This is a genomic window from Rhodococcus triatomae (genome assembly GCF_014217785.1).
Lineage (GTDB): Bacteria > Actinomycetota > Actinomycetes > Mycobacteriales > Mycobacteriaceae > Rhodococcus_F > Rhodococcus_F triatomae.
This window is the reverse complement of sequence record NZ_CP048814.1, coordinates 2060883-2073367: the sequence shown is the minus strand read 5'-3', so window position 1 is coordinate 2073367 and position 12485 is coordinate 2060883. Positions and strand designations below refer to the sequence as shown.

Here is a 12485-nt window from a genome sequence, read left to right as displayed (position 1 = left end):
GCGACGCGAACGGATCGGCCGGGAAGGTTCAGGCAGTGGGGGCCGGCTCGCGCAGGCGGCTGAGCAACTGGTCCCCGACGCGGGCGATCTCCTGCTTGTAGGGGGTATCGGAGAGCACGAAGTGGGTGATCCCCAGGTCCTGGTACTTGCGCAGCGAGTCCGCGACCTCGTCGGCCGAGCCGACCAGCCAGGTCGTCCCGGCGCCGCCGCCGACCCCTGCCTTGCCCGGTGCCTTGTAGAGATTGGTGTCCAGGACGTCGCCGCGATCGGCGAGATCGAGCAGCCGTCGCTGGCCCACGGCCTTACGGGTCCGTGCGTTGGCCACCTCGACCCCCGCGCGTTCGGTGAGAGCGGCCACCTTGGCTTCGGCGTCTCGCCAGGCCTCCTCGGAGGTGTCGCGGATCAGGGTCGTGGTTCGCAACCCGAACTCGAGGGGCGCGTGGGCACGTCCGAGCCTGCTGCTCAGCGACTTCAGGCGGTCGATCCTCTCCGCGATGTCGTCGAGCGGCTCGCCCCAGAACAACTGCACGTCGGCCTCGGTGGCGGCCACCTTCTCGGCGGCCTCGGAGGCGCCACCGAAATAGAGCGTCGGGTGCCTTCCCTCGGCGGCACCGAACGTGCGGGGCACGGCCGTGGAGTTCTCGACGCGGAAGTAGTCACCCTCGTAGGTGACGTTCTCCTCGGTCCAGAGTCGGCGCGTGATCTGCAGGAACTCCTTGGTCCGTGCATATCGTTGCGCCTGGTCGCCCTCCGCATCGCCGTACGCCGCGAGGTTGTCCTGCCCGCTGACGATGTTGACGAGAAGCCGTCCCCGGCTGAGCGAGTCGAGGGTGGCGGCCGCACTCGCGAAATGGGCCGGATGCCAGTAGCCGGGGCGGATCGCGGGCAGCGGTTTGAACGTGGTGGTCCGTGCCGCCAGTGCCGTGGCCACCGTGAAGGTGTCGGGCCGGCCCCACCCGGTGCCGATCAACGCGCCGCTCCAGCCGTGTTGCTCTGCGGTGCGGGCCAGATCGGTGGAGAAGTCGAGACTGCCCCACCCCTCCACCGTGTCGTCTCCACGGTGGCCCGGCCGGACCGTGTTGGGGATGTACCAGAGGAACTCGAGGCTCATCGCGGCTAAGCTCACTTTCGGGGTCGGGGACATGCCTTTTCAGATCTACCGGCGCCGCCGTCGGGGCGGAAGGATTAAATCCGGCCTGCTCCGATGTATCCGGGGAAGCACGAGGTCGGCTGTGAGTGACAAGTCGACGGGAGCGAGGCTGAACATGAGTGATGCGAACGTCGCGGCGCGGGAGCGTGAGGGTTACCGCCTCTACTCCTCCAAATTCGTGCTCGGCACGTACAACCTGCACACGGTGTGGTTCAACACCCGGTTCGTCTGGCGGTGCTCGTCCGAGCGGATGCTGGAGCGCTACCGCAGCTTCACCGGGGCACGGCACCTGGACATCGGCCCGGGCACCGGGTGGTACCTCGAGCGCACCCCGCTCCCGGAGCCCGGCGCCGAGGTGACGCTGTTCGACCTGAACCGCGACGTGCTCGCGACGTCGTCGCGGGTGTTGCGCGACCGCGGATGGACGGTGCACGAACACGTGGGAAGCGTGCTCGAGCCGTTCGACGGCCTCGGCCCGTTCGATTCCGTGGCGGCCAACTTCGTGTTCCACTGCGTTCCGGGTGGGTGGGACACCAAGTACGTGACGTTCGAGTCGGTGGCGCGGGCGCTGACCGACGACGGGGTGTTCTTCGGATCGACGATCCCGAGCATCGGCGTCACCCATTCGGTGGCCGGCCGCGTCAACCAGTGGCTGTACCAGAAGGTGACGAAGACGTTCCACAACGAGGCGGACGACGTCGAAGGTCTGCGGGAAGGGCTGGAGAAGTACTTCGCGGACGTGGACGTCCGAGTCGAGGGCGGGGTCGCCCTGTTCGAGGCGCGGAGGCCGCGTCGAGGGTGAGACTTCAGGCGCTGAGGGGTGACCGGCACCGAAGACATGAGACCTATGACGCCTCGAGGGTTTCTTGTGCCCATTCCGTCGCCGTGACGCCGAGGGCTACGAGATCGTCGAGGCTTGCCGAAGGGTCGACAAGCCGATACTGATACACGAAATGACGTCCGTACCCGAGCCACTTCAGTTTGGACTTGCAGGTAGAGGCGAGGTGCCCTTCGCCGAGGCGTGTGAAGTCGAAGTAGCCGGGAAACATGCCCCCGATTCGTTCACGGACGGGCGCATCCCGTGGCTCGCGTGGCACGTGACCGGCGATGACGACAAGCCTGAACTGTCCGCTCTGATACTGCCACCCCACCCGGCTTCCCGACTTGTGCGGAAGGAAGCACTCGACGATCCCGTGTGTGTTGGACAAGGTCGCTTTGACCGGATGCCTTTGCGATATTTCGGAGAGGATGCGCGCAGCCACCCGCGACATTCGGAGTTTCTCGACGAGGGACAGCAACCTCGCGTCGGTCAGTTCTTTGCGTAAGTCGGAGGGCAGTAGCACAGGGCTTTCGGACAGATCGGTGGGGGCATATTCGTCGCGCACTCGGACAAGCATCTGGACGAGAGCGGCGTACTGTGCCACGAGTTCACCGTCGAAGGCGTGTCCCTGTCGCCGCAGTTCGTCGGCGACGCGAATCAGGGGGGCTGGGAATGCGTCATAGGACACGAGTCGCCACGGAGAGGGGAGTCCTGCGTACGGCGGGATGAGGGCAAGCAGCACGTATTCGGTCGACTCGCTGCGAAGCTCCTGGGAAGAGATCGAGAGGTGATACCCGACGAGTTGCCGGGAATCGGGTACCGCGAGCAGCTTGTTCTCGAGCGCGAGGGCGTGATGGTTCGGGCCGCCATCCACGAACAGGTCCACATGCTTCCACTCACGCCGAACGTCAGGAGAATTCGGGCCCAGCTGTCGGACCCCTACCCCGAAACAGAATTCGGTGAGCTCGTGCGCTGTGCGCGGATGCGTGCGGATCAGCCAATAGAGCATGTTCGTGTGGAAGAGTTCCTGTCCGGCGGTGGACAGCTGGAACAGGGGACTTCGCACCAGTCTTAGTGCGTTGTCGCTCAACGACATTGCCATGAAGCAACTCCGGCTCGAGAGGATCGCTTCAGTCTAGCTGCGTCCGGACGGGTGGTGGAGCGAAACAGCCTGGTGATCGAGTAGGCATTGATCCCGAGCGAGGTCGCTCGTGTTCGGCTAGTCCGTGGCCTTCGGGTGCCCCGTGCCGGCGTAGCGGAGCCACAGTGTTCTCCCCTCCACATCCAGCAAGTACCAGACACGGCCGCTCCCGGTGACCTCGAACTGCCACTGTTCCAACTCCACGCCGTGACGGACGGCACTGGCCAGTGCACCTTTGAGGCGGTGGTGCCTCGGTGTCGGTGCCTGTTTCGGCTGACGCGCCCGCATCTCGTTGTAGGCGGCCAGTGTGTTCGCTGGGGCCTGCCGGCACAGTGTTTCCCAGCCCTTGGCTGCTTGGGTACTGTCGAACCTCAAGTCCCACAGTCCTTCACGTGCGGGTGGAGCAACGCGGTCGCCCTTCTTCGGGCTCACCGCTTCGGAATCGGCACGGTCCCCGAGTCTTCCTCGGACGGTGAGGACAGTGCCCGTGCCAAGTTCGGGTCTGCGTACACCTCTGCCGTGTGTCGCCACATCTCGATCGTGTGCGCGGGCGGTGCCGGGTTCCCCAACGACGTGCCTTGTCTGAGTGAACTGATCAACTCGTCGATGAACTCGGCCGTTTCCTCATCCGACAGTAGCTCTACCCACGGAAACCCGGCGAGCAGAACCTGACGAACGAGGGTGCGGTCCTGCGAACCGAGCAGGGTTTGCACCATGGACGTGGCCGCGGTGAGAACCTCGCGTTCCTGATCGGCGCGCACAGCAGTCATCAACACCAGATCCTCATCATCACGGCGGGTCACTCGGAGCGGCCGTCCGCCCTCACGCTGCCACTCCGCCAGCGTGGCCCTTCCGCGATTCTGAATCTCCGAGAATGGAACCTCACGTACGGACATACCTTCAAACTACCTTCAATTTGTGCCATCGGCAATGCTCGTGCGGGACGCGCGCTCACGGGGAGAGGAGAGATGCCGGCGCAACCAGCCAGGGCCTCGCAAACCCGGGTAACTTCGTGGTGCCGGATACGACCACTCGCGTGGGCCGCACCGATGCGGCCGAGGAAGGTGCCCGATGCGCTCGCCGATCCTGGACTATCTCGACAGCATCATCACTGACACCGCACACATCGATTCGGGCGCTACGGCGGACTACATCCCCGAGCTTGCCGCGGCCGACCCGACTCGCGCGGCCGTCGCGTTGTGTACCACCAACGGCACCGTCTATGCGAGCGGCGATGCCGACCATCAATTCAGCATCCAGTCGATGTCCAAGCCGTTCGCCTACGCGTTGGCGATCGAAGATCACGGCCTCGACTACGTACTCGACCGGATCGGTGTCGAGCCGAGTGGTGACGCATTCAACGAGCTGTCCCTCGACCCGGAGACGGGCAAGCCGCGGAACCCGATGATCAACGCGGGTGCGATCACCACGCACACGCTGATCAAGGCCGACGACGGGACGACGGCGGTCGACCGGGTGCTGGCCTTCTTCGCCGACCTCGCGGAGCGGCCCGTCGAGGTGGACGAGGCGGTCGCGGCCTCGGAACTGCGGACCGCCGATCGCAACCTCGGACTGGCGTACCTGTTGCACGGGTCGGGCTCGTTGTCGGGTGATCCCGCCAAGGCGGTCGCGGGATACATCCGCCAGTGTGCGGCGTCCGTGACGGTGAGCGATCTCGCGTTGATGGCCGCCACCCTCGCGAACGGCGGAGTGCAACCCAACACCGGCAAGCAGCTTCTCTGTCGGCCGACCAATCGGCACCTGCTCAGCGTCATGGCGTCGTGCGGAATGTACGACGCCGCGGGCAACTGGCTGACCACGGTGGGTATCCCGGCCAAGAGCGGGGTCGCCGGCGGAATCATCGGGGTGTTGCCGGGGCAGGTGGGGGTGGCCGTGTTCTCGCCACGCCTGGACGCGCACGGCAACAGCGCGAGGGGAGTCGCGATGATGGAGCTGCTGTCCGAGGACCTGGGCCTGCACCTGATGGAAGCGAGCCGGCCGTCCCGCTCGTCGCTGTGGGAGACCCAGATCGTCTCCCTCGACGGGACGGAGGCCACGATCTACGTGCTCCAGGGCGACCTCGTACTGAGCAGCATCGAATCGCTGGTGCACGAGATCCTCACCCATCCGCCTCGTACCGATCTGGTCGTTTTCGACATGAGCCGGGTGGACGAGGTGCTGCCCGTGGCGAAACGCACGTCGTCGGAAACAGCGACCAAACTCATCGACGAGGGCTACCGGATCGTCATCGTCGACCCCGAAGGCACCATCGAGGACTTCACGGACAGCCGTGGACGCGCCGTCGAGCGGTGGACGCCTGAGCAATTGAGCAAGGCGGTGGGGTAGCCGGGGTCGCTCGCCGCCGCGGATCGCGACGGCGTTTCCGGAGCAACATCGCATGCCGCACCACTCCTCCGGGTTACGTTGCAGGGTGGGTCGGTACGAAGAACATGCGTAACGGGAGGTGCATCGGATGCGTTCGAAGTGGCGAAGTCGGATCGGCACGGTGGCTGCGGCCGGACTGACGGCAGGGGGACTCGCCGCCTTCCCGGGGGCGGGCGTCGCATCGGCCCAATTGCCGCCTCAGTGTGAACAATCGGGCAAGACCGTCACGTGCACCTACACCGACAACTCCGGTGAGGTGAGGCCCCCGATGGGTGTGGGCGGTGTGCCACTGACGATTCCCGGCGGGGTGTGGCGCATCCACATGGAGGTCGTCGGCGGACGCGGCGGCGACAGCTGCTGTGGCACCGCCGCCCCGGGTGGCCGGGCGGCGACAGTGAGTGGAGACGCATGGCTGATTCCGGGATCCACCGTCTACATGCGGATCGGCGAGAACGGGCGCAGCGGAGCCCCAGAGGACAACGTGCAGGTGGGGGGCGGGGGAGGTAGCGGCGGAACCACCGACTGGCGCCGCAATGTCGACCCGCCCAATGTCAACGGCGGCGCCGGTGGCGGCCTGTCGTCGGTAGTCCTCGACACCGGAATCCGGAACCCGTTGGTGGGCAGGCAGATAGAGATCCCGCTCGCGATCGCGGCCGGTGGCGGTGGCGGGGCATCCACCTACGCTGGGACACTCTCGCCGGGCGGCGATGCCGGTGCGCCCGGAGCGGGTGCCCGCGGCGGTGGCACCCCCGCCGGGTACGGAGACTTCGGTGCGGGCGGGGGCTCCGACCTGTTCGGCGGTGACAACTCGAGCTCGGACGGCCTGCCCGGAGGGCCCGGGTACGGAGGCAGTGCCGGAAGCTCCGGTGCCGCCTACCCCGAGGCCGTCGGGCCCGGGATCGGCGGCGGTGGCGGCGGTGGAGCCGGCTGGTACGGAGGCGGCGGCGGAGCCGCGGGAGCCCAGATCGGCGGCATCGGGGACCCGAACGAGCCTCCCGGCGGAGGTGGAGGCGGGCTGTCGCTGTCACCGGCCGGCGGCGTCATCGGCCACGCCGAACCCGATTCGAGCCCCCGGATCGTGGTGACCTTCGAGCTGCCCTGACTCAATACGCGACGGTGAATCGCTGCCTGTGATGCGCCGGGGTGACGATTTCGTCGACGAAGGCCTTCGCGTAGTCGGCACCGGAGATCTCGGACTTGCCGTCGGCGTCGAACACCGCGACGTCGCCGCCCACTCGATAGGTCCCGGTGGCCTCGCCCGGTGCGTACGAACCGAAGTCGAGTGCGGGGCTGACGTAGAACCAGTCGAGATCGCCGCCGTGAGCCTGTAGCCAGGTGAGGACGTCCGCGTGGGCAAGGGCCTCGGGCTTGAACGCCTCGGGGAACTCCGGCGTGTCGACGACGCGCGGCCCGTCCTCGGACACGGTGAGGCTCCCGGCGCCACCGACCACACCCAGGCGGGCGAGGTCGCGGACGGCATCGGCGACGGTGGGCATCCGCTCCGCCAGGTCGGAGCCCTCGGGGTCGGTCCCGTGCACCGCGAGGACCACGACGTCGTGGTCGGCGGCGAGCTTCCCGAGGAACGCCGAGTCGCCCAGGTCGCCTCGGACGTACTCGACGTCCGGGAGCGTGGTCGTCGGTACCGAGCGGGACACTGCCGTGACCCGGAGGCCGCGTGCGGCGGCGTCGGCCGCGATGTGTCCGCCCGCGTAGCCGGTACCGCCGATGATCGCGAGGGAGGGGGTTGCTGGCTTCTGTTCGCTCATGTAGGTAAGTTTGGGTCAGTATCTTGAGGATTTCGAGGTTGGACTCGGCCACGAACTGGTGAATATGAGACACGACGCTATTCGGAGGGTTCCCTACCGTCCTCGGCCCGAACGGTCCGGCGAGGTCGAGGTGTCGCGGGTGGCCGAGCTGCTCGAGCGGGCCGGAGCCCGCGAATTCGTAGGGACGCAGCGACTCGACTTCCATCTGTTGCTGTTCGTCACCGAGGGCTCGGCCGAGCATGTCGTCGACTTCACCGTCCATTCGCTGCGCGAGGGCACGGTGCTCTGGATTCGGCCCGGGATGACGCATGCCTGGGGCGATCTCAGCGCGTTCGACGGGTATGTGCTCGCCTTCCCCGACGGCATGTTCGACGCCCGGGTGGAGACGCTCGGCCAGATCAGCTGCCCGTACGGGCCGAGGCACTGGACGTTCGACACGGCGCTGTGGGAGCGGATGAGTGGCCAGGTCCGGGTGTTGTCGGAGCTGGTGGCCGACTCCGTGATGGACGACGAGCTGCGCAGATCCGTCACCCGCAGTGCGCTCGAGAGTGTGCTCCTGCAATTGCGTTCGCTCGCCGACCCGGCCGAGCCCGTGGCGGCGAGCACCCCGGTGTTCCTCGAGTTCTGGGACGCCGTCGAGGCGCACTTCGCCCGCAGGCACAGCGTTGCCGAATACGCGAAACTGCTCGGGTACTCCACCCGTACACTCGCTCGCGCCTCCGCGGAGTCGGTGGGGAAGTCGCCGAAACAGGTGATCGACGACCGGATCCTGCTCGAGGCGCGGCGGCTGCTGGCGCACAGCGAACTCTCGATCGGCCGGATCGGCGCCGCACTCGGATTCGCGGACCAGTCGAACTTCGGTTCCTGGTTCACCGCTCGGGCCGGCGTCCGACCGGCGGATTTCCGACGTGCACTCCGCGCCGCCGCATGACCCCGCGTCGCTGCGCGATCCTGCGCCGCGGTGAATGGTTGCCCCATCCGGCCGCGGAGAGCATCATCGGCCCATGCCGGATACCGACGCCGTCACCCCGATACCGACCGCCGACACCGACGATCCCCGCGCCGTCGTGCTCGAATTCCTGGATGCGCTGGCCCGCTCCGATGTCGAGACCGCGGCGAGCCTCGTCTCCGAGGATCTCGTCTATATCAACGTCTCGCTGCCCACGGTCCGCGGCAGATCCCGCTTCGCCCGCCTGTTCCGCGCCGGACTACGCCCGGGCCGGATCGGTTTCGACGTGCGCACCCACCACATCGCCGCCGACGGAGACATCGTGCTCACCGACCGCACCGACGAGATCTCGATCGGCCGGCTCGTGATCCGATTCTGGGTGTACGGACGCTTCCAGGTCCAGGGTGGTCGGATCACGCTGTGGCGGGACAGCTTCGACTGGCGCGACATCCTGGTCGGATCCGCCCGCGGCTGGCTCGGTGTCCTCGTGCCGGCGCTCAATCGGCAGATGCCCGCGCGGTAGCGCGCGCCCGCCCTCCGGAACGAGCGAGCACTTCCCTCGTGCTCACCTCCGGCCGCAGGTCGAGGCGCCGCAACAGTTGCGCGTTGAGGGCGACCACGACGGTGGACAACGACATCAGGATCGCGCCGACGGACATCGGCAGGACGAAGCCGATCGGTGCGAGGACGCCGGCTGCCAGCGGTACCGAGACGAGGTTGTATCCCGCCGCCCACCACAGGTTCTGCTTCATCTTGCGGTAGGTCGCCCGGGACAGTTCGATGACCGACAGCACCGAGCGGGGATCGTCGCCGGCCAGGATCACACCGGCGGAGGCGATCGCCACGTCGGTGCCCGCGCCGATGGCGATCCCGACGTCCGCCTGCGCGAGGGCCGGAGCGTCGTTCACGCCGTCGCCCACCATCGCGACGCCCTTGCCCTCGTGCTGGAGTCGGGCGACCTTGGCGGCCTTGTCCTCCGGGCGGACCCCGGCGAAGACCCGGTCGATACCGAGTTCGGTGGCGACGGACCGAGCGACCGCCTCGGCGTCCCCGGTGATCATCACGACCTCGATGCCCAGCGCGTGCAGGGCGTCGACGGCCTCGCGGGACTCCTCCCGCACCTCGTCGGCGAGAGCGAGTGCACCGATGATGTTCCCGTCCGCGAGCACGTGCAGGATGATGGCCCCGTCCCGTCTCCACTGCTCCGCGACCGGGAGTTCCTCCCGATGATGCCGTGCGAGCAGGTGCGGGCCGCCGACGCCGATCCGTCGCCCGTCCACGGTGCCGGCAACACCCTCCGCGGGAGAGGACTCGAAATCGGTGGCCGCCGGTACGGTCAGGTCCCGTCGGCGTGCCGCGCCCACGATCGCCCGCGCGAGCGGATGCTCGCTGTCGCCTTCCGCCGCCGCGGCGAGCGCGAGGACGTCGCTCTCGTCCCAGCCCTCGACGGGGTGGACGGCGGTGACGGTCGGTTCGCCCTTGGTGAGGGTGCCGGTCTTGTCGAAGAGCACGGCGCCGACGGTGCGCATGCTCTCGAGTGCGAGGCGATCCTTGATCAGCACGCCGCCCTTCGCGGCCCGTTCGGTCGCGATGGACACCACGAGTGGAATTGCCAGGCCCAGTGCGTGCGGGCAGGCGATCACCAGCACCGTGATGGTGCGGACGACGGCCGCGTCCGGCTCGCCGAGCAGGCTCCACACGACGGCGGTGATCGCGGCCGCACCGAGTGCGAACCAGAACAGCCATCCGGCCGCCCGGTCGGCGAGACGTTGGGCCCGGGACGTGGAATTCTGTGCTTCGCTGACGAGACGCTGGATGCCGGCGAGGGCGGTGTCGTCCCCCACGGCGGTGATCCGCACGCGCACACCGGAATCGGTGGCGACGGTGCCCGCGACCACCACGTCTCCGACGGTCCGCCGCACCGGGCGGGATTCGCCGGTGACCATGGATTCGTCCACGTCGGCCGTGCCGTCCGCGATCTGCCCGTCGGCGGGAACCCGGCCGCCGGGGCGGACGAGGACGACGTCACCGACCGCGAGGTCGGCGGGCGAGACGGTGACGACCCGGTCTCCCTCCACCCGCTCGGCCTCGTCGGGGAGCAGGGCTGCCAGGGAGTCCAGAGCGGACGACGTCTGGGCGAGCGAACGCATCTCGATCCAGTGACCGAGCAGCATGATGACGACGAGGAGCGCCAGTTCCCACCAGAAGTCGAGCTCGTGGTGCAGGATGCCCAGGCTCGCGCCCCACGAGGACACGAACGCCACCGTGATGGCCAGCCCGATCAGAAGCATCATTCCCGGTGTGCGGGCGCGTATTTCGCCGACGGCGCCGGTGAGGAAGGGTCGGCCTCCCCAGAGGTACATGACTGTACCCAGTAGCGGGGACACCCACTTCAGCCAGCCGACGTCGGGCAGGTCGTATCCGACGATCATCGCGAACATGTCGCTGAGCCCCACCACGGGCACCGCCAGGAGCAGCATGATCCAGAACAGCCGGCGGAACTGTGCCACGTGGTCCCCGTGCCCGGCATGCCCGGCATGACTGTCGTGCCGATCGTGACTGCCGTGACTGTCGTGCCCGTCGGCGTGATGTTCGTGGTGTTCGTGCGCGGCCGACATCGCCGAACCGCCGGATGCAGAGGGGGCGTCGTGTGGGTCCATGCCTTCGACCATATACCCCCTATGGGTATATGTCAGGCCCTCGCGACGAGGCGCCCACGGGAATGTCGCGCGACCGCCCGAGGTTGAGGGATATGATTGACTGATCAACTACATGGCCGGGATCGAAGACTTCCCCGACACGACCGGAGTGAACGATGGAACTGGGACTGACGACCTTCGCCGAAATCGCACCCGGCACCGCACGAGACGGCGTATCGCCCGCTCGTCGCCTGCGGGACCTGCTCGAGGAAGTGGAGTTGGCGGAGCAGGTGGGTCTCGACGTCTACGGCGTCGGCGAGCACCACCGCGCGGACTACGTGGCCTCGGCGCCCGCCGTGGTGCTGTCCGCCGCCGCGGCGCGCACCTCGCGGATCGCGTTGACCAGCGCGGTGACCGTGCTCAGCTCCGACGATCCGGTCCGCGTGTTCGAGGAGTTCGCCACCGTGGATCTGATCTCCGGCGGCCGCGCCGAGGTGATGGCCGGACGTGGATCGTTCACCGAGTCGTTCCCGTTGTTCGGGTACGACCTCGCCGACTACGACGAGCTGTTCGCCGAAAAGCTGGACCTGCTGCTGGCGCTGCGCGATTCCGAGGTCGTCACCTGGGAGGGCAGGCACCGTCCGGCCCTCGCCGGCCAGAGCGTCTATCCGGACCCGGGCCGGAAGTTGCCCGTGTGGGTGGCTGTCGGGGGCAACCCGCATTCGGTGGTCCGGGCCGGTGCGCTGGGCCTGCCGATGGCTCTGGCCATCATCGGCGGCCAGCCGGCGCGGTTCGCCCCGCTCGCCGACCTGCATCGCCGTGCGATTGCGGAGGCAGGGCACGAGCCGCAGCCTCTCGCCGTCCACGCGCACGGTTTCGTCGGTGCCACCGAGGAAGAGGCTGTCGAGCAGTTCTATCCCTCGTACGCCCAGGCGATGACGGCGCTCGGGCGCGAACGAGGCTGGACGCCGATGAGCCGCGGCGCGTTCGACCAGTTGCGTGGACCGGAGGGCTCACTCGTCCTCGGGAATCCCGAACAGGTCGCGGAGAAGATCGTGGGTATGCGCGATGGCCTGGGACTCGATCGCTTCATGCTGCATCCGAGTGTCGGCCCGCTCCCGCACGCCGACGTGATGCGCGCGATCGAGCTGTTCGGCACCGAGGTGGCACCGCTCGTCCACGGCAACTGACCGCCCCGTCGGTCCGCCGCGCGGGAGGAACCCCGTGCGGCGGACCGAGGTGGATCACCAGAGGGACTGGACGTACAGGGGGGCGCGGTAGCGCGCCGGGTCGGTGACCCAGACGCCGACGACCCCGTTGTTCGCGGCCGCTTCGTCGAAGAGTTGGTCACCGGTGACCGGAGTCCAGCCGCCGGTGTTCCAGATCGAGTCGTCGGGAAGGTTGACGATCCAGTTGTCCCCCACCGCGAGATTGATGAGAACGCCGGCATCGATCTGCGAGGCGATGGCCGTCTCGTTGCGGTCGAGGAGGACGCCCGCATATCCCTTGTCGAGGTCGACCGACGGCGTGGCCGCGGCAGCGGTACCTCCGGAGAGCAGTACGGCCGCACCCGCACCGGTGGCGACGGTCGCGGCGGCGGCCAGACGTGAGAACTTCATGTATCCATCCATCCTC

Annotated in this window: 13 protein-coding genes; 6 read left to right on the top strand and 7 right to left on the bottom strand. The window is 67.9% G+C overall.

Going from position 1 to position 12485, the window contains the following annotated elements:
- Positions 1-28: 28 nt before the first annotated feature.
- Positions 29-1111, bottom strand: a complete 1083-nt coding sequence (locus tag G4H71_RS09755; protein ID WP_072740254.1) for an LLM class flavin-dependent oxidoreductase — start codon at positions 1109-1111, stop codon at positions 29-31.
- A gap of 154 nt (positions 1112-1265) precedes the next feature.
- On the opposite strand from G4H71_RS09755, the gene G4H71_RS09750 reads away from it, so the two are divergent.
- Positions 1266-1952 (top strand): class I SAM-dependent methyltransferase, encoded by a 687-nt coding sequence (locus G4H71_RS09750; protein ID WP_072740253.1) that lies wholly within the window; start codon positions 1266-1268, stop codon positions 1950-1952.
- A gap of 43 nt (positions 1953-1995) precedes the next feature.
- Here G4H71_RS09750 and G4H71_RS09745 read toward each other — a convergent pair whose 3' ends face one another.
- From G4H71_RS09745 to G4H71_RS09735, 3 genes are all read right to left on the bottom strand, one after another.
- Positions 1996-3072, bottom strand: coding sequence for a PD-(D/E)XK nuclease family protein (locus G4H71_RS09745; RefSeq protein ID WP_139183368.1), 1077 nt, complete (start codon positions 3070-3072; stop codon positions 1996-1998).
- Between the two features lie 117 nt (positions 3073-3189).
- Positions 3190-3486: a hypothetical protein gene (locus G4H71_RS09740; RefSeq protein ID WP_246442317.1), complete on the bottom strand. Its 297-nt coding sequence runs from the start codon at positions 3484-3486 to the stop codon at positions 3190-3192.
- 53 nt (positions 3487-3539) lie between these two features.
- On the bottom strand, positions 3540-3881 hold the full coding sequence (locus G4H71_RS09735) for a hypothetical protein (RefSeq protein ID WP_246442319.1): 342 nt from the start codon (positions 3879-3881) through the stop codon (positions 3540-3542).
- A 301-nt stretch (positions 3882-4182) separates the two neighbouring features.
- Between G4H71_RS09735 and glsA the strand changes: the two genes are divergently transcribed.
- Together glsA and G4H71_RS09725 are read left to right on the top strand one after the other, a co-directional pair.
- Positions 4183-5457: a glutaminase A gene (gene glsA / locus G4H71_RS09730; protein ID WP_072740249.1), complete on the top strand. Its 1275-nt coding sequence runs from the start codon at positions 4183-4185 to the stop codon at positions 5455-5457.
- 127 nt (positions 5458-5584) lie between these two features.
- On the top strand, positions 5585-6598 hold the full coding sequence (locus G4H71_RS09725) for a hypothetical protein (protein ID WP_072740248.1): 1014 nt from the start codon (positions 5585-5587) through the stop codon (positions 6596-6598).
- A 1-nt stretch (position 6599) separates the two neighbouring features.
- Here G4H71_RS09725 and G4H71_RS09720 read toward each other — a convergent pair whose 3' ends face one another.
- Positions 6600-7262, bottom strand: coding sequence for an NAD(P)-dependent oxidoreductase (locus tag G4H71_RS09720; RefSeq protein ID WP_072740247.1), 663 nt, complete (start codon positions 7260-7262; stop codon positions 6600-6602).
- Positions 7263-7401: 139 nt separating this feature from the next.
- Between G4H71_RS09720 and G4H71_RS09715 the strand changes: the two genes are divergently transcribed.
- Both G4H71_RS09715 and G4H71_RS09710 read left to right on the top strand, forming a co-directional pair.
- Positions 7402-8193: a helix-turn-helix domain-containing protein gene (locus G4H71_RS09715; RefSeq protein WP_072740246.1), complete on the top strand. Its 792-nt coding sequence runs from the start codon at positions 7402-7404 to the stop codon at positions 8191-8193.
- A 73-nt stretch (positions 8194-8266) separates the two neighbouring features.
- Positions 8267-8734 carry a limonene-1,2-epoxide hydrolase family protein gene (locus G4H71_RS09710; RefSeq protein ID WP_072740245.1) on the top strand — a complete coding sequence of 156 codons (468 nt, stop codon included), beginning with the start codon at positions 8267-8269 and terminating at the stop codon, positions 8732-8734.
- Here the strand turns inward: G4H71_RS09710 and G4H71_RS09705 are convergent.
- Entirely contained in the window at positions 8709-10871 is a 2163-nt protein-coding gene (locus tag G4H71_RS09705; RefSeq protein ID WP_083343343.1) for a heavy metal translocating P-type ATPase, read from the bottom strand. The genes G4H71_RS09710 and G4H71_RS09705 overlap by 26 nt on opposite strands.
- Before the next feature lie 155 nt (positions 10872-11026).
- Between G4H71_RS09705 and G4H71_RS09700 the strand changes: the two genes are divergently transcribed.
- The gene (locus G4H71_RS09700; protein WP_072740244.1) at positions 11027-12040 is read left to right on the top strand and encodes an LLM class flavin-dependent oxidoreductase; all 1014 of its coding nucleotides are present in this window, start codon (positions 11027-11029) and stop codon (positions 12038-12040) included.
- A gap of 54 nt (positions 12041-12094) precedes the next feature.
- Here G4H71_RS09700 and G4H71_RS09695 read toward each other — a convergent pair whose 3' ends face one another.
- Positions 12095-12469 (bottom strand): hypothetical protein, encoded by a 375-nt coding sequence (locus G4H71_RS09695; RefSeq protein ID WP_139183369.1) that lies wholly within the window; start codon positions 12467-12469, stop codon positions 12095-12097.
- Positions 12470-12485: the final 16 nt, after the last annotated feature.

What these genes read in the sequence shown, in the direction of transcription:
- G4H71_RS09755 (WP_072740254.1), bottom strand. Translation starts at nt 1,111, where the DNA reads ATGAGCCTCGAGTTCCTCTGGTACATCCCCAACACGGTCCGGCCGGGC.
- G4H71_RS09750 (WP_072740253.1), top strand. Translation starts at nt 1,266, where the DNA reads ATGAGTGATGCGAACGTCGCGGCGCGGGAGCGTGAGGGTTACCGCCTC.
- G4H71_RS09745 (WP_139183368.1), bottom strand. Translation starts at nt 3,072, where the DNA reads ATGGCAATGTCGTTGAGCGACAACGCACTAAGACTGGTGCGAAGTCCC.
- G4H71_RS09735 (WP_246442319.1), bottom strand. Translation starts at nt 3,881, where the DNA reads ATGACTGCTGTGCGCGCCGATCAGGAACGCGAGGTTCTCACCGCGGCC.
- glsA (WP_072740249.1), top strand. Translation starts at nt 4,183, where the DNA reads ATGCGCTCGCCGATCCTGGACTATCTCGACAGCATCATCACTGACACC.
- G4H71_RS09725 (WP_072740248.1), top strand. Translation starts at nt 5,585, where the DNA reads ATGCGTTCGAAGTGGCGAAGTCGGATCGGCACGGTGGCTGCGGCCGGA.
- G4H71_RS09720 (WP_072740247.1), bottom strand. Translation starts at nt 7,262, where the DNA reads ATGAGCGAACAGAAGCCAGCAACCCCCTCCCTCGCGATCATCGGCGGT.
- G4H71_RS09710 (WP_072740245.1), top strand. Translation starts at nt 8,267, where the DNA reads ATGCCGGATACCGACGCCGTCACCCCGATACCGACCGCCGACACCGAC.
- G4H71_RS09705 (WP_083343343.1), bottom strand. Translation starts at nt 10,871, where the DNA reads ATGGACCCACACGACGCCCCCTCTGCATCCGGCGGTTCGGCGATGTCG.
- G4H71_RS09700 (WP_072740244.1), top strand. Translation starts at nt 11,027, where the DNA reads ATGGAACTGGGACTGACGACCTTCGCCGAAATCGCACCCGGCACCGCA.
- G4H71_RS09695 (WP_139183369.1), bottom strand. Translation starts at nt 12,469, where the DNA reads ATGAAGTTCTCACGTCTGGCCGCCGCCGCGACCGTCGCCACCGGTGCG.